Origin of the sequence: Salegentibacter echinorum, assembly GCF_900129445.1 — a bacterium.
In the GTDB taxonomy this organism is placed as follows: domain Bacteria; phylum Bacteroidota; class Bacteroidia; order Flavobacteriales; family Flavobacteriaceae; genus Salegentibacter; species Salegentibacter echinorum.
The window spans coordinates 225,642-242,062 of the sequence record NZ_FQVT01000003.1 but is presented as its reverse complement, the minus strand read 5'-3'; the positions used below and the strand labels follow the sequence as shown (position 1 = coordinate 242,062).

The following is a 16,421-nucleotide window of genomic DNA, read 5'->3' as shown; positions in this document are numbered from 1 at the left end:
CTATTAGTTCGAAATTGTATAAGCATCTTAATAAAATCCTTTTTTTATTCTTCAAAAGCGCTAAAAGTCAGCTACTTTCAAAATAATACTACGTTTTCTAAGTACATCGCTCTTTAATTAAAGTTTATATTTTCTTACAAGAAACAATTATACTTGAAATATTATAAATTACCTATTCTGATTCAACATTATTCTTTTAACAGTTCAAGACTATCAATTATTCTAATAAGTTCACGATTGAATTTCTCAACACCAATTTGATTCAAATGACTATCATCGTAGAAATCCCTATTAGCAGATAAATCTACAATATCATTAAAATTATAATAAATTCCATCTTCAGAAAGAAACTTTTCAATTCTATTATAGTTACTATATTCAAAGGTGTAAGGAGCTTGTACCAACAAATAAGGAATATTATGCGATTTCAAAAAATTAATATTTTCCTTAAAAGCAGCTAATTGTTTTTTTAAAGGTTTCCATTCCTTTCTAACTGCGGCTTCCGAATTATAGTTTAGTTTTTTTTCTACAAAACCACCAGAAACATACAAGTCCTCTTCCGAAAATACGGGGTTAATCACTATACTGTCAGACGGTTCAAAGAGGGAGAATAAAGCGGTGTTCAAACTCCTAATATCCTTAGTTTGAAAAAGTAGCTTTAGGATTCCACTATTAATATTATCTGTTGCCGAAACAATATTAATGGTAGATTCGACCCCGTCTATAGTAAACATCTCTGGGTACACTTCATAGATAACTAACTTCGGCCTAAGGTTTTTCAAGTAGGTGTTAAGTAAGTACTTAGTTTGGATGTGTGTTTGTGCGCTAGAGCCTAAATTAAAACTGCTTATATCATGATTTTTAAAGATTCTGGTATCGAAACCTCTATACGCATGGGAAGAACCCAGAAAAACAACATCCACATTCTTAAATTTTTCAATTTCGGAAAGCTTTTTATCCAAATAACCTTCTTGAGGATTATAAATTAAATTTCTTCTTAAAGGAGCCGGGACGTAATATCCCCAAAAACCTATTAATAAAGTATAAAAACAGGAAGTGATCACTAAAAAAAGTAAGAGTTTTTTTAGAAATTTTTTCATATTAGAAGTCAAAATATATAAATTGAGATTTGTCGGTAAACATATACATTCCTATAAGAAAAGCAAGAAAACTATATGAAACCCACCTTAAAGTTAGCGAGCGAACCTTAGATAAGTTCTGTATAGCGAATTGATGTTCCCTTCCAAACCATTCTATAACAATAAATAAAAAAAGTAGAATAAAAGTACTTTTTGCTAAACCCAGACCCGGGTAATAAGGGATGGTAAATATTGATTTGGAAAAGATATCGCCTATAATAGCAATTGCATGAGGGGTGTCTTCTACTCTAAAAAATATCCAGGCTAAGACTGTTAGTGAAAAGGTCACCACAATCTTTAAAACTTCCTTTGCAGCCGGGAATAACTTTCCCTTAGCCACAATATCCATGTTTTGTCTGTTTTTGCCGCTAAGTAACAGAGGTAGAAAATAGGCAGCATTGAGCGCCCCCCATATTATAAATGTCCAACTAGCCCCGTGCCAAAAACCACTTACTACAAAGATAAAAAAGGTATTTCTTATTTTCATACTGGTGCCGCCCCTGCTCCCTCCAAGTGGAATATAAAGATAATCCCGAAACCAGGTAGAAAGAGAAATGTGCCAACGCCTCCAGAATTCGGCAATATCTCTCGAGAAATAAGGAAAAGCAAAATTTTGCATTAGATTGAAGCCAAAAAGTCTAGCTGTACCAATGGCTATATCTGAATAACCCGAAAAATCGCCATAAATTTGAAAAGTAAAAAAAAGCGCACCCAAAAGTTGAGTGCTGCCTGAAAGAGAGGCGGAGTTTTCAAAAATATAATTTGCATATAACGCACAATTATCTGCGATTACCATTTTTTTAAATAAGCCCCATAAAATTTGGCGAATACCATCTGTAGCCTCCTCATAATTAAAATGTCTATTCTTTTTAAATTGGGGAAGTAAATTAGTGGCTCTTTCTATAGGTCCCGCTACCAGTTGGGGAAAGAAACTAACAAAGGCGGCAAAGGTGATAATATTTTTGGTAGGCTCTAATTTCCTCTTGTAAACATCTATAGTATAGCTAAGCGTTTGAAACGTATAAAAACTTATCCCAACCGGTAATATAATATTTAATGAACTCATGCTCCAATCGGTACCAAAAAAACTGAAAGCACTAGATACATTATCTATAAAGAAGTTAAAATATTTAAATACGCCCAATATGCCAAGATTTGCAAAAAGACTACCCCATAATAAATACTTCCTTTTTCTAAAATTTTCGGTTTTGTCCAAAGCCAAACCTATAGTAAAGTCCACTATAGTACTAAAAACAATTAAACTTAAAAATCGCCAATCCCACCAGCCGTAGAAAAAATAACTTGCTAAAAGAACAAGAATATTTTGATATTTAAGATTTTTCTTTAAGAGCCAGTACAAGACAAATACTACTGGAAGAAATACAGCAAAATCTAACGAATTAAAAAGCAATTGGGACTATTTTAAGATTGAATTGACAAAATTAAAATTTTATTTAAAAATTATAACATTTTTTTAGGCATAATTCTTCTTGTTATTTCTTTCGAAATTTTTGAGGTCACGAGAATAAGAATAAATTATTTTAAAATGAATGAAATTTAGAGCTTGTGGAAACCTACAGCATTAGGTGGACGATAGAGATCTTCTTTAAGGAAGCAAACGGGTGTGAGGATGATAATTACTAATTTACTAATCCTAATCAATCCGCATCCTAAAAATACCAATAGGTATGCAACTAAAATTAGGTGCGTAACTTGAATACCTTAAAAAACACTCATATTTAAACGCCTAAAATTTCATCATAGCACCTCTCATAGGTTTCTGCTATCTTTTCTATATCGAATTTTTCTTTGGCAACCTTTCTAGCCGTTTTTGGAAGCTGGTTTAAATCGTGGCTATTTTTAATCGCAAAGTTTACTTTATCTCCCATATCTTTCACATCGCCCCTTTTAAAAATAATGGCAGAATCACTATCTACACATTCCATATTTTCAGGAATATTAGAACATACGATTAACTTTTCTGCTAACATAGCCTCAATTAAAGCACCCGGTAAACCTTCAAAATAGGAAGAAAACACAAAAACATCTGAAAGTTCCAATAGATTTGGCACATCTCGTCTCCTTCCCAAAAGACTTACATAATCATTTAATTGAAGTTCATTTATTCGTTCTTCCAGTTTATCCTTGAAGTTGCCATGGCCGGCAATTAATAATTTTACATTTGGATGCTCTTTAACAATATTAGGCATAGCATTAATAAGATCCATTTGTCCTTTCCGCTCTATTAAACGGCTTACATTTAAAAGCACCAATTTATTATCGAGTCCCATCTCTTTTTTCAAATCCTCATTTGTATGATCCTCACTTACAAACCTGCTAGTATCCCTCCCCCTGTAAATTACTTTTATTTTTTCTGTAGAAGTCATGGTAGCTTTAGACTTAGCCTCTTTTATAGTTTCTGAATTTGAAATAAAAAAATCGACCTTACGGGCAGTTATCGCATCATATAATTGTACCATTCGCATTTTTACACCCTGCACAAAATCTAATTTTTTAAACCTTAATGGATTATAATTATTATTTACATAACTGTTTATTAGAAATACATCATATTTTTTCTTTAATAACCTAGTGACAGCATCAGATTTGAACAAGGTAGAATGAATAATATCCGGTTGTTCAATTTTATAAACCTCTTCCAGTCTTGCTCTTGCAATTTTAAAATTTCGTTCCATTGGTACATCTAATGAGTAGTATTTAACCCCATGTTTTTCTAATATTGGTGTGAGCAAATCACCTTCATAAATGTTTACAAATACCGGAATATGTTTTTTAAAACGAATAGCTATTTCTACCAGACTCCTTTCAGCTCCCGATCCCTGAAGGGTATCCAGTACAAACAGTATTTTCTTTTTCTGCATAATAATTTATTTACCTCATCCATTTTTTCCTTCTTAAAAAAGGAATTTTAAATAATATAAGCTTAAGGAAGCTCCCGGGGGAAGGATTCTTTTTAAAATTTTCATAAAAAACCTTTCGACTTTTTTTGAACTTTCCAGCTCTTGTATAATTTACTGCCGAAGAAAGCAGCAAATCGTCTTTTCTAAAGTGAAGCACACCGCCGTTCAGATATTTTTTATATAAATGATAGGTTGCATCGCCTCTATATTCGTCTCTTAACCGGGTTTGGGCGGCTGTGGGATAATTTTCATAATTAAAATTAAGGTTATCGGTATGGGCAATAGCCAGATTATTATTTTTGCAATATTCTAAAGCTCTTGCTGTCATTTCCCAATTTTCACTTTGCTTTAAAACATCATCATACCCACCTATTTCCAGGAAAATATCCTTTCTTAACGCAAAGGTGCCGGCCAACGAAGCATACTTTGCAGGTGAAATCGCTTTATTTAGTTTTGGAAGGGTTTTTTTTCCGTTTCTAAAAAAACCACAACTCACATACCCAATATTTGCAGCTTGTTCAATAAGCTCTTTAAAATCTTTTAACCAATTAGTTTCCACCTCATCATCGCTATCTAAAAATGTAATAAAATTACCCGTTGCTTTAGCTACGCCATTATTACGCGCACGAGCCACTCCCTTATTTTCCTGTTCAAGAAGTTTAATGCGCACATCACCTAAGAAAGGTTCCAATGCTGCCAGGAGATTATCCTTAGAACCGTCATCTACCAATATAAGCTCCCAGTCTTCAAAATTTTGAGCCAGAATAGAGGAAATAGTATTCCCAATACTTTTAGAATTATTATAAACGGGTGTAATGATAGAAAAAAATGCCATAGTCGAAATATTAATCTTTTCTGGGAAATTCAGAAAAATTTGGAGTTTCTAAATTTTTATAACCAGCCAACATCACCTTATATTTTTTCTGAAATTCCTTATTACTGCTTAAATCTGAATTTGAAAGGGGAAAATACTGAAATTTAATTTTAGAATAAATTGGAGCTAAATTTATTGCTATAGAAGATACAAAAGAGATAATTGTTCCGGGTAATTCAGACTCCTGCTTCATCCGTTCTTCAAATGGGATGTTACTTTGTGCAATTACCTGCATAAAGTTATATTTTTCTAAATTCTCACCCGATTCTCTTCTATGCGGAAAATAAAAAAACTCATAATTCTCATAATAGGCCATCAATTCCTTTAGATAGGAAATCTTTTTATTTAAACTAATAAAACCCAACTCTACCAGGGGACTGCCTACAAAGTAAACTTTCTTAGTATTTACTTTATCATGCTTTGAACCTTCAAACTTAAAAATTTCCTGAGAATCTTCTTCAGCAATATCTAAATTAATCTGGGTGTAGAAATGTAAATGTTTTATAGGCTTAATTTTTAAAATCTGCTCTCTAAAAAAGGTATTATTGCCAAACGGTATTGATTTAAATGGCAAAGACTTGTGTTTCTTTCTATAATTTGCCATAACTATAATACCCGCACCATCACTTAATAATATAATTTTATCTGTACTATAATGATTAATTATTGAATGCTGAAGAAAGTACTTATAATTAGAAAATATTATCTCATCAAAATGCTTTTGCTTCACAGCTTGTTTTTTAATATAGATAATATTAGTTATTAAATTCCAGTAATCTACAATACGACTCGATTTATGAGTATAAATAATTCCCAATAACTCAAGTTCCTTATCTTCTTTTATTGTGTTGATAAAATCAAGGTAGCCCTCAAATTTTCCCACGGTAAGAAAAATATGATTATGCGCCTTTTCCTTTGTCTTGATATAATTCTTGACATTTAGATAGTGAGTATTATTTTTAATTATAAAAAGTCGTTGTAGCATTAAAGTTTATCGTTTAATTTATACCTCCTGTAATTCTACCAAACGCTTAAAATATTCAGATTTGGCTAAAAGGTTTTGAAAATTATCAACAAATTGAATTTCCCCATTTTTCATCACCACAATTCTATCTGCATTCTTAATAGTTGAAATTCTATGAGCCACAATAAGGATAGTGAAATTACCTTTTAATTGATCGATATTTTTTTGAATTGCTTTTTCAGTTTCAGAATCTAAAGCCGATGTAGCTTCGTCTAATATCAATATTTCTACATTTTTATAAAGTTCTCTGGCAATAGAAATACGCTGCTTTTGGCCACCGCTTAAATTTACGCCGTTATTGCCTAAAATTGTCTGTTCTTTTAAAGCTAAACCTTCTATAAAATCCCCTAAGGCGGCTTGATTCACCGCATTCCAGAAGCGTTCTTTTTTCTCTTCATCCTCTTCCCAAAAAGTAACATTGTTAAATAAGGTATCATTAAAAATAACCGGGTCTTGAGTGATGTAGCCAATTTTCTTTTGAAAAGAATCTAAGAAAATGTCTTTACTCTCTTTAGAATTGATATAATACTCACCGTCATCTACCGGTAACAATCCAGCTATAATATTTACTAAAGTCGTTTTACCACTACCACTCTCGCCAACAAAGGCTAAAGTTTCATTTTTTGAAATATTCAGGTTTATATTTTTTAACACCGTAGCTTTCCCATAATGGAAGGAAACCCGGGATAATTTTAACGAACCTATAGATTCCTTCAGGATAATTGAACTCTTTTTCTCCTTATTGGCTCTCAATTCTTTTCCAAAAGCCTTCATGTTTTCCAAAGAGCCGGAAACCGATAGAAATTTATTCCACCTGGCCTGCATTTGCATTAAATAATTAAGTGCCCGGTAAAATAACAGCAAACTCATAATGATGGGACCCAAATCTGATCCTAAATAGGCAGTCTGGACATAGATCACCACTACAACCACACTCACTAAAATTGGTTCCCGCCCGGCAACTAATAAAGCATCTAATTTTCCTATTTTTTTGTTGCTTTTCTCTATTTTCAGCACAGACCCTTGCAGTTTTTCGGCATATTTCTTTAGGGAACCTGTTGCTTTTAGGTATTTATAATTTGCAACATTCTGAATAATTAAACTTTGAAAAATATTATTCTCCCCGGTGAGCCTACGAGATGCACCTTTAGTATTAGTATATAAATTCTTATAAAGAAAATTTGTGAGAACACCCCCGGCAGTTACCAATAGGGCGAATTGAGGATCGAGCCTAAAGGCAATAGCCATATAAACAATCACCATTACTCCAAATTGCATAGCGATAAAATAATTACTAAAAGAAATTGCCACCCTATCCACTTCCCCCGTTAAAGTGTTTTGAATACGGCCTATATCTGCAGATACAAAGTGCTTATAAGCCAAATTATTAAGACCTTTAATGTTTTGAAGCCTAAGTTTCCTAACAAACCATTGCAACATATTTACCCTATAAACACCGGCAAGATATTGCATGGCACCTTTAAAGAAGAATAACACGGCCATAAAAACCAGGATAGTCAATAAATTTAATTTTATTCCCAAATCCTGGAGAAAATCGAGCAAAAACCGAAGCCTTCCTAAACTCTCTGGCTCTACCGTTCCCGCATCATTTATCATCTTTAAAAGAGGGAGAAACATGGCCAGACCAAATGCATCTAAGGCACCTACGAGGAGGCTAAATAATAAAATAACAAAAACCCTATATCCTAAATATGAATAATAGAAAGCAAGACTATCAAAATATTTTTTTATAATTCTTTTTACCAAAACCAGAATTTTCTATAAGACTGCGTTAATTAAGTATGGGGTAGTATTTTTGGATTACTTCTTTATACAGCGGTCCATCCGCCATCAACCATTAAATTGTGACCGGTGATAAAGGAGGCACCATCAGATAAAAGAAAAGCAATTGGAGCCACCATTTCTTCGGGTTTTGCCAAACGCCCCATAGGAGACTTCTCTGAATAACGTTTAATGAAAGAGGGATGTTGTTTTGACTCGTCTAAAATACCGCCCGGGGAAACACAGTTTACTCGTATTCCATATTTCCCATAATAGGAAGCCAGATATTTAGTGAAATTTATAAGCCCGCCCTTTACGGCCGCATAGGCCGCTGGAGACGTACCATTATATTCCTCATATAAACTAAAATCATTCCCTACAACACCATAGATGGATCCAATATTTACAATAGCCCCCCATTCCTGCTCTTTCATTACCTTTAGGACACTTTGACATAAATAAAAACTACTATTTAATTGCATGTCTATATTCCTTTTCCAGGAAGATAAGGGAATTTCTTCAAATTTTGCACCCCAATCGGCAGTACGGGGGTAAGCTAAATTAACCAGACCATCTATGCGGTTATATTTATTCAAAACTCTTGCCACTACTTCATCTATTTCCTTTTCTTTGGTTATATCACAAGTAATAAAATTATTTTCCTTCCCATTTTGGGTAAGGTCTAAGGCAATTACTACTGCGCCGGCGTTTTGCAGCTTAACTACTACTTCCTTTCCTATTAAGCCATTCGAACCAGTTACTATAACTACTTTATCTTCTAATTTTCCATACATAAGGCCAAAATTTTATAAGCTTCATTCACCGTATTAAATTCATTAAAATCGTCCTTCACAAGAATATTCTTCAGAAAAAAATTCATTTGAACCTCATAAGTATCCAGGATTTTTTGACTGGATGCATATACTTCCTTTCCATTTTCAAAAATTTTATTTTCCAATAAATTTACCACAAAAGTAGCTTGCGAAGTTACTATTTCTAATGTCCTTTTAGGCTCTTTTCGATAATAGTTTAAAATTACCGAAGCGCAAAATCCGTCATATTCCAATAAATAATTAGCATAATCTACAGCACTTATGTCCAGATGAGATTGGCTGGTAAATTTGGTATTTGATTTTTTTGGCATCCCCAAAAACCAGTATAAATAATCCAGTTCATGAATTAAATCTATATGGACGCCACCGCCCATTTCCTTATTGGCGCTATAACTTTTTCTAAAATCTACATCTGGTCGCCAATTTGGTAAATAAGAACCGCAGTAACTGTTAATTTCATTAATTCGTAAACCTGCAATCATTTTTTTGGCCTCTTGGAGACAATCTAAAAACCTTAAATTACAGGCCACATAATTGGGTATTTTGTCATTATTAATTCTACTTATTAAGGCTTGGTTTGAAGTGCCAATTTTATCAAACAAAGGTTTCTCAATAAACAAAGGTTTTTTATACTTCAAAATTTTTTCTATTGCTTCAGCATGTTTGGAAGTGGGGTTTGATATTATAAAAAAATCGAATTGTAGCTCGTCTAATTCATTTGTAGAATACAAGTCTGTTACCCCGTCTAAACTATTAGATTTAGCTGAAGAACGCAGTGCATAAACACTAACTTCCCAATTTTTTCTTAAGGCTGCTATGTGCTTTTTGGCTATAGAACCTAAACCAATTATTAAAACTTTCATTTTAGGAATTCGAAGTTAAGTTTATTATTTTCTATCATAAAGGTCATAAAATCGAAATCGATTGGATGATCCAAATCAAAACAAACATGCGGTACTTCATAAATTAAAGCTTTTTCCATTAAGCCCGCTATAGTTCCATTCTCGAAATATTTTTCTTTAAAAATATAAAAGGAAGCATTCATATCGTACACGGCAGGAGCAGATTGCCGGGTTAAAAAATCTCCTTGTTTACACAATACAGCAAAACCCTGGTCATTGACTTCTACCATATTAAAATAAGGATTTCTCGCCGCAGGACTAACCGAAAAGATGTTTAAAGCCTCATTACTTTTGATCAATTTTTCAAAGGCTATTTCCAAATCCCGGAGTGTACGTAAAGGAGAAGTAACATCCATATCCATTATGTAATCAAACTGTATTTTTTTTTCAGCTTCTACATAATTTTTAAGGTCATTAATTACCTCTAATTTTCCAGAAGAATCGTCGGCAAGCTTTTGAGGCCGTGTATAGTTGGTATTTACCCCGCTAATATTCAGGGTTTCTACAACTTCCTTTATTTTATTGGAATCTGTAGATAAATAAATCAAGGTACCGGGATGCTTTTTCTTAAATTCCTTAGCCAATCTCAAGGTGTAATATATTAATGGTTCCCCCCCAATTTCTTTAATGTTCTTATCGGGAATTCCTTTAGACCCACCTCTTGCGCAAACAGTTATTAAAATATTATCCATGAGTCACTACTTTTAAGAATGCTTAATAAATTCCTGTGCTTGTTTATAATCTTCGGGTTTACCTATATCTATCCAATAGCCAATAATTGGTTCGTGAACCAATTTTCCCTTATTGTCCACCAGATCTTTCATTAAATCTGTGATATCATAGAACCTATTCTTTGGTATTTTATCAATTAGTTCTTTTTTTAATATATATATACCGGCATTAGAATGGTACCTGTAAGAAGGTTTCTCTTTAAAATTTTTCACCCGTTCACCCTCAGTTTCAAAAACGGCATAGGGAATGTCAATTTTATACTCGGTAGAGGCCACCGCCATATCTGCATTTGAAGCTATGAGGGACTTATATAAATCCTCAAAATTAATATTGGTAAACAAATCCCCGTTCATTAGTAAAATGTTTTCGCTTTTAAAGTTTTCTACTAAAGATAGCGCCCCAGCGGTACCCAGGGGCTTATCTTCCCATATATATTCAATTTGCACCCCCTTGGTACTGCCATCACCAAAGTAATCCCGAATTTGTTCTCCAAGATATTTAAGAGAGATATAAATTTTCTTAATACCAAAAGATATCAAACGGTCTATATTGTGTTCTATAATAGGCTTATTTCCCAAGGGCAATAAGGGTTTTGGAATTTCATCGGTAAGCGGGCTCAACCTTTTACCACGCCCCCCAGCCATAATCATGCATTCTACAGGTAAGACGGCATTTATCTTTTTTAGGTCAATAATTTTTTTTAATTTTTTACCTTTATCCAATAGCGGTAAAACCTTGATGTCTTTTTTGCGATAAGCATCCAGATTAAGAAAACTATCCTGCACATATTCAAAAGTAAAATTCCTATTGCATACCTCTCCTACTTTTTTTTCTACATCGGCATGCTGAATTAGAGAGCGCCTAACATCGCCATCGGTAATCGAACCTACCACCACATTATTATTATCTACCACAAAAAGTATTAACCGACTAAGATTCCTTAAATCATTTAGTTTTTCCAGAGCCTCTATAATGGTCTTATCCTGGTGAATTGTTATAAGTTGTATATCCATAATTTAAAATTGAATATCGTAAAAGGATTTCTTTAGGCTATTAATATTTTGATTTCTCAAGATATCCATTATTTTTTCTGCAGTATTTCCAGAACCATAGAGTTGTACCTGATTTTCTATACGTTTTCTAAAAGCAATATCAAGCGCCTTTTGAAGAGCTAAAGTGATAGCATCTACTGTTGTTTCAGACTGAATAATACTTTCCGATAAGATACGTCCTTTTTGCCTGTCCCCTATGTTAACCGTCGGGATATTAAAATAGGGTACTTCTATAATTCCGCTCGATGAGTTTCCCAACACCATATCAATATGCTCTAAAGCAGAGAGATAACGTAGGTGACCTAAAGATTTAAAAGCAACCGCCCGTTCTCGATTTTTGTTTACAAATTGTTCTATCATCTGGTTTATTACCCGTCCACTCTTATCAGAATTGGCGTGGGTAAAAATAAAATGTGTTTCTTCCAGGGCATCTAAGGCTTCTAAAATAGCATTAAACTGATCTTTGGCAGAGTCATCTTCTAAAGTAACAGGATGAAAAGTAATTAGAATGTTCTTCCTGCCAAGTTTAAAGTTAATGGATTGTTCAAACTCTTCTTTATTTAAAATATCCATATTTTTAATCGAATCCAGACCAATAGCCCCTACATTAAAAACACGGTCGGGATGTTCTCCCAGCTGGATTATTCTTTGCCTATATATTTTGGCAGAAGCAAAATGCAAATAACTCATTTTTGTAATTGCGTGCCTTATATTTTCATCATAAGCCCCTTCAGTAGTTTCACCGCCATGAATATGGGCTATTGGAATATTGGCCAACAGGGCTGAAGTCGCCGCAGCCAGCATTTCTGTACGATCTCCTAATATAACAACTACATCTGGAGATAAATTAGTGAAAGCATCAGCAAATCCAATTGTCGCCAAGCCAACAGATTTTGTTACTCCTACTGCTGTATCTGAAGAAAGCAAACATTCTACTTTACTATCTATTTTATAACCTTTCTCTTCAATTTCATCAACGGTATATCCAAATTCAGGAGACAGATGCATCGCAGTTACAATAAGTTGCAATTGCATTTCCTTATCTTCTTGAATTTTATCCATTAATGGACTCAATAACCCAAACTCTGCCCGGGTTCCTGTTACAATCGCTATTTTTTTCAAATTAATTCTATTAAATCGTCTTCCTTAAAATCTTTTATCGCTCGCTGTCCCAGAATATCGTTCCATCTCATTGGATTAATTCCCGTTCCCGGGCGTTTTATAGTGAGATTTATTTCTGAAAATACATCACCTTTTTTAATATTTTGAGAAGCAATTATACTTTTTCGCGCTATAGGTTTATTTTTTAATTCTGAAGGCGAAGGTTCTTTTACCCCAGAGCCCGAAATCGCCATTTCTATATTACGAATAGAAGTGACCATTGCCTTTAATTCTTCGGGTACTAACGACGCCCTGTGATCTGGGCCCGGCAAATCCCTGTCTAAAGTAAAATGTTTTTCTATCACTTTTGCCCCCAAAGCTACTGCCGCTATGGGAACCTCTATTCCCAAAGTATGGTCTGAATAGCCAATTTTTGTGTTTAGCTCGTCCCCAATATGAAGCATGGCTTTTAAATTAACGTCTTTCATAGGGGTTGGATATTCAGTATTGCAGTGTACAATACTAATATCCTGGCGTGAAAGTCCCTCTGTAATTAGTACATTAAAGGCATCTTTAACTTCCTGCATGTTGGCCATTCCCGTGGACATTACTACCTGCTTTCCAAAACCAGCTATTTTACGAAGATAGGGTAGGTTTGTAATTTCTCCCGATGGAATTTTAAAAAGATTGATTCCTATATTATTCAGAAATTCCAGGCTATCTAAATCGAACCCGGTAGATAAAAACTTTACGCCCCTTGCAGCGCAATATTCCATTAATTCTTTGTGAACATCTTCTGAAAGTTCTAATTTCTTAAGCATTTCGTACTGAGAATCTCCATCTCCCGTGTTATCATTTTGATAATTTGCACGTTCTGCAGATTTAGTTACCAATTTAGAAGCTTTAAATGTTTGGAATTTCACATAATCTACCCCGGCATTTGCCGCCGCCGCTATTAGTTTTTTAGCCTGCTGGACCTCCCCATTATGGTTTACCCCAGCTTCTGCTATTATAATTACCTTATTTTTCATATTAGCCTACCTGGATTTCCTATTACTTTTTGATTATCACCCACATCTTTTATCACCACCGAACCAGCTCCAATTATAACGTTTTTTCCAATTTTAACGCCCTGTTTTATTACCGCATTGGCACCAATAAATGTACAGTGTCCCACCCGCACATTTCCGGTTAGTACAGCACCGGGGGCTATATGTACTGCATCATCAACAGCACAGTCGTGTTCTACGATGGCACCGGTATTAATAATGCAAAAATCTCCTATGCTAACCCGGGGATTTACAGCAGCATTTCTGGCTATAAAATTTCCTGTTCCCAGGCTAAGCTCTTTAGTCACCGAGGCGCAGGGGTGAATAACATTTAAAAGTTCTCTTTCTTTTGAAATAATTAAATTCCCGGCCTTTTCCCGAAGATGATTGTCCCCTATTCCTAAAATATAACTTTTATCTGTAGCCCAGCCCTTAAACTGCGGGTCCTTTTCAAAGCCCAAATACTCAAGATTAAAAGGATTGGAGGTGACTTTCCCGGTTTCCGTATATCCATAGATTTTTATACGAGCCAATTCTGCCGCTTCTGCTACTACCGCACCGTGCCCTGAATATCCTATTAATATAGCTTCTTTATTTAACACTACTGGGAATATTTACAATTCGGTCTTCCAGAAACTCTGCATTTACCTGTTTATCGCGAAGACATTCTTTATACATGGGTAATTTGTACATTAATTGCCATATAGGTCGTGTCATTACATTCACAGCATTGGTTTTCTCCAAAAAAAGATCCCGCTGCTGCCTGTCTTTCAGTTCCACACACATCAACCAGTAATTAGCTTTTGTATTAGGCGTTTCCGTACGGAATTTCAATTGTTGTTTTTCAAAAAAATGAGCATACTTTTCAGCTAAATTCCTTTTATTTTCTATAAAATTATTTAGATTTTCTAATTGTGCACATGCTAAAGCGGCGTTGAGGTTTGGCATTCTATAATTGTACCCCAACTCCTCGTGAACATATTCATACGTGTGGGGCTTTTTAGCCGTGGTAGTTAAAAATTTAGCCTTTTTTCCCAAGGCGTTATTATTTGTAACCAGGGCTCCCCCGCCCCCACTGGTCACTATTTTATTCCCGTTAAAGGAGAAAGCGCCCACCTCTCCATAACCGCCGGTAGGTTTCCCATTATATTCACTTCCCAGAGATTCTGCGGCGTCTTCCACAACCGGGATTTTCCACTCATTGCAAATTTTTAGTAATTTGTGAAGATGTACCGGAAAACCGAATGTGTGCATTGGCAAACACGCTGCTATTTTATTTCCGGTTTTTTTATTATAGCAGCCTTCTTCTCTTAGTTCTGCATATTCTTCCAGAAAATTTTGAACCGCAATTGGAGATAACCCCATCGTGTCTAAATCTACATCCAGAAAAACCGGTTTTGCATTATTATAAGCAATAGCATTTGCCGTCGCCACAAATGTAAGAGCCTGGGTTAAAACTTCATCTCCTTTCTGCACCCCCACCAAACGCAGAGCAACCTGAATTGCAGCAGTTCCATTAACCACCGCTACCGCATTTTTTGTTTGGCTAATTCGCTGCATCCTTTCCTCAAATTTATCAACATAAGCACCAACAGAAGAAACAAAAGTAGATGCTATGGTGTCTAATACATACTTTTTTTCATTTCCCCCAAACTTTGGTTCATGTAAGGGTATAAATTCTTTAGTATTATAATAGTCCCGAATAAATGATATGGTCTCATTAAATTCTCTCATTACATTTTAGAATCTAAATATTTACCGGTTTCTTTATGCCCAAAGTCCGGAATCATTTTGAAGAATAAAGCTACAATTTCCTGCTTGTTCCAGACTTTATTTTTTCGCATTTCTGCAATTTCCTTTTTAAAAAATGTTAATTTATCTTCTTCTATATCGAGTTCATTTTTAATAATCCCCAGATTATTAAATTGTTCTAAATCCAAAACCTCATCTTCGGTAAAGAATTCTTCGAAATCTTTCTCTCCTGTAGTATCGCTCCCGGTAAACAAACAGGGCCATTTTCCTTGTTCTGGTAAACTATGTACCAAATCCCGGGCTTCGTTTTCTGTTTCACAAAGATAGGGGGTGTAACCAAGCTCTTTTAAGTATTTCACCGCTACATCGGCAAAAGAGATAAGATGTAGTTTTTCGCTTAGCTTAGGAAAAAACACATCCCTGTTTTCTCCAAAAATACAGGACATAAGACAAAGTTCACCGCTTTCCTGTGGGGTCACAAAATAGCGTTTTACATCATTTGGCGCTACAAGTGGCTGTCTTTTCTGGATTCTTTGATTAAAACCATGAAGTAGTGAGCCATCGGAAAAAGCAACATTTGCAAAACGAGCTGTAGAAATAGTAATGTTCCTACTCCTTTGCATTAAAAACATTTCCATAATTTTTTTGGAAGCTCCCATCATATTTACCGGGTTCGCCGCCTTATCTGTAGAGACACAAAAATATTTTTTGGTATTCTTGTCTATAGCCTGATGAATAGTTTTATCGGTATTAAAAATATTTACATCAATCATCCTCATTAATGTAAATGGGTCTTTTTCACTTCGCACATGTTTTAAAGCAGAGAGATTTAAAACGTATTCATACTCCCCGTCATGATTTATAAAAGCATCATATTCCAAAGAGCCTATATCTAAAGCAAAGGTTTTAAAATCTCCCGCTATATAACCAAAAGAACTGCGAAGATCCCGAACCAATTCCACCATATTATTTTCACTAATATCTACTACATGGAGCTTTTTGGGGTTTCTTTTAAAGATTTCTTTGGTTACCGCCTGCCCTATTGAGCCAGCTCCGCCCAAAACCAGGAAAGAAGAACTCGAGATAATTTCTTCCAGCTCTTTTTCCCGATTTTGAATATCTTCGAAAAATAAATTTCTGTCCCTTCCAATAAGTTTTAATATATCCATGGATATTTTCAGAATTAAAAATCTTTATTTTAAATATAGTGCAAAGCTAAGTATTCTGCACACTTCACCTTACTTCAATTTACTAAATGTT

15 protein-coding genes are annotated in these 16,421 nt (G+C 34.5%); all 15 read right to left on the bottom strand.

Annotation, left to right across the window (positions count from 1 at the left end):
- Positions 1–188 precede the first annotated feature (188 nt).
- Positions 189–1,100, bottom strand: coding sequence for a hypothetical protein (locus tag BUA71_RS07090; protein ID WP_072878141.1), 912 nt, complete (start codon positions 1,098–1,100; stop codon positions 189–191).
- A gap of 1 nt (position 1,101) precedes the next feature.
- Complete coding sequence (locus tag BUA71_RS07085; RefSeq protein WP_072878139.1) at positions 1,102–2,550, bottom strand: MBOAT family O-acyltransferase; 1,449 nt, start codon at positions 2,548–2,550, stop codon at positions 1,102–1,104.
- A gap of 328 nt (positions 2,551–2,878) precedes the next feature.
- On the bottom strand, positions 2,879–4,021 hold the full coding sequence (locus BUA71_RS07080) for a glycosyltransferase family 4 protein (RefSeq protein ID WP_072878137.1): 1,143 nt from the start codon (positions 4,019–4,021) through the stop codon (positions 2,879–2,881).
- A 10-nt stretch (positions 4,022–4,031) separates the two neighbouring features.
- The gene (locus BUA71_RS07075) at positions 4,032–4,895 is read right to left on the bottom strand and encodes a glycosyltransferase family A protein (protein ID WP_072878136.1); all 864 of its coding nucleotides are present in this window, start codon (positions 4,893–4,895) and stop codon (positions 4,032–4,034) included.
- Between the two features lie 10 nt (positions 4,896–4,905).
- Complete coding sequence (locus BUA71_RS07070) at positions 4,906–5,919, bottom strand: hypothetical protein (RefSeq protein ID WP_072878134.1); 1,014 nt, start codon at positions 5,917–5,919, stop codon at positions 4,906–4,908.
- Positions 5,920–5,937: 18 nt separating this feature from the next.
- The gene (locus tag BUA71_RS07065) at positions 5,938–7,725 is read right to left on the bottom strand and encodes an ABC transporter ATP-binding protein (RefSeq protein WP_245812549.1); all 1,788 of its coding nucleotides are present in this window, start codon (positions 7,723–7,725) and stop codon (positions 5,938–5,940) included.
- Positions 7,726–7,787: 62 nt separating this feature from the next.
- Positions 7,788–8,534 (bottom strand): SDR family oxidoreductase, encoded by a 747-nt coding sequence (locus BUA71_RS07060; RefSeq protein WP_072878130.1) that lies wholly within the window; start codon positions 8,532–8,534, stop codon positions 7,788–7,790.
- Entirely contained in the window at positions 8,519–9,436 is a 918-nt protein-coding gene (locus BUA71_RS07055; RefSeq protein ID WP_072878128.1) for a Gfo/Idh/MocA family protein, read from the bottom strand. The genes BUA71_RS07060 and BUA71_RS07055 overlap by 16 nt, the downstream gene beginning before the upstream one ends.
- Positions 9,433–10,167, bottom strand: coding sequence for an acylneuraminate cytidylyltransferase family protein (locus BUA71_RS07050; RefSeq protein WP_072878126.1), 735 nt, complete (start codon positions 10,165–10,167; stop codon positions 9,433–9,435). The genes BUA71_RS07055 and BUA71_RS07050 overlap by 4 nt, the downstream gene beginning before the upstream one ends.
- A gap of 12 nt (positions 10,168–10,179) precedes the next feature.
- Positions 10,180–11,220, bottom strand: a complete 1,041-nt coding sequence (locus BUA71_RS07045) for a nucleotidyltransferase family protein (RefSeq protein WP_072878124.1) — start codon at positions 11,218–11,220, stop codon at positions 10,180–10,182.
- Between the two features lie 3 nt (positions 11,221–11,223).
- Positions 11,224–12,381, bottom strand: a complete 1,158-nt coding sequence (neuC, locus tag BUA71_RS07040; protein ID WP_072878122.1) for a UDP-N-acetylglucosamine 2-epimerase — start codon at positions 12,379–12,381, stop codon at positions 11,224–11,226.
- The gene (neuB, locus tag BUA71_RS07035; RefSeq protein WP_072878120.1) at positions 12,378–13,391 is read right to left on the bottom strand and encodes an N-acetylneuraminate synthase; all 1,014 of its coding nucleotides are present in this window, start codon (positions 13,389–13,391) and stop codon (positions 12,378–12,380) included. The genes neuC and neuB overlap by 4 nt, the downstream gene beginning before the upstream one ends.
- Positions 13,388–14,011, bottom strand: coding sequence for an acetyltransferase (locus BUA71_RS07030; protein ID WP_072878118.1), 624 nt, complete (start codon positions 14,009–14,011; stop codon positions 13,388–13,390). Before BUA71_RS07030 ends, neuB begins: the two co-directional genes overlap by 4 nt.
- Positions 14,001–15,143 carry a LegC family aminotransferase gene (locus BUA71_RS07025; RefSeq protein ID WP_072878116.1) on the bottom strand — a complete coding sequence of 381 codons (1,143 nt, stop codon included), beginning with the start codon at positions 15,141–15,143 and terminating at the stop codon, positions 14,001–14,003. The genes BUA71_RS07030 and BUA71_RS07025 overlap by 11 nt, the downstream gene beginning before the upstream one ends.
- Positions 15,143–16,330: a UDP-N-acetylglucosamine 4,6-dehydratase gene (locus tag BUA71_RS07020; protein WP_072878114.1), complete on the bottom strand. Its 1,188-nt coding sequence runs from the start codon at positions 16,328–16,330 to the stop codon at positions 15,143–15,145. The genes BUA71_RS07025 and BUA71_RS07020 overlap by 1 nt, the downstream gene beginning before the upstream one ends.
- Between the last annotated feature and the right edge of the window lie 91 nt (positions 16,331–16,421).

Coding starts and splice junctions, on each gene's coding strand:
- BUA71_RS07090 (WP_072878141.1), bottom strand. CDS start 1,100: ATGAAAAAATTTCTAAAAAAACTCTTACTTTTTTTAGTGATCACTTCC.
- BUA71_RS07080 (WP_072878137.1), bottom strand. CDS start 4,021: ATGCAGAAAAAGAAAATACTGTTTGTACTGGATACCCTTCAGGGATCG.
- BUA71_RS07075 (WP_072878136.1), bottom strand. CDS start 4,895: ATGGCATTTTTTTCTATCATTACACCCGTTTATAATAATTCTAAAAGT.
- BUA71_RS07070 (WP_072878134.1), bottom strand. CDS start 5,919: ATGCTACAACGACTTTTTATAATTAAAAATAATACTCACTATCTAAAT.
- BUA71_RS07060 (WP_072878130.1), bottom strand. CDS start 8,534: ATGTATGGAAAATTAGAAGATAAAGTAGTTATAGTAACTGGTTCGAAT.
- BUA71_RS07055 (WP_072878128.1), bottom strand. CDS start 9,436: ATGAAAGTTTTAATAATTGGTTTAGGTTCTATAGCCAAAAAGCACATA.
- BUA71_RS07050 (WP_072878126.1), bottom strand. CDS start 10,167: ATGGATAATATTTTAATAACTGTTTGCGCAAGAGGTGGGTCTAAAGGA.
- BUA71_RS07045 (WP_072878124.1), bottom strand. CDS start 11,220: ATGGATATACAACTTATAACAATTCACCAGGATAAGACCATTATAGAG.
- neuB (WP_072878120.1), bottom strand. CDS start 13,391: ATGAAAAATAAGGTAATTATAATAGCAGAAGCTGGGGTAAACCATAAT.
- BUA71_RS07025 (WP_072878116.1), bottom strand. CDS start 15,143: ATGAGAGAATTTAATGAGACCATATCATTTATTCGGGACTATTATAAT.
- BUA71_RS07020 (WP_072878114.1), bottom strand. CDS start 16,330: ATGGATATATTAAAACTTATTGGAAGGGACAGAAATTTATTTTTCGAA.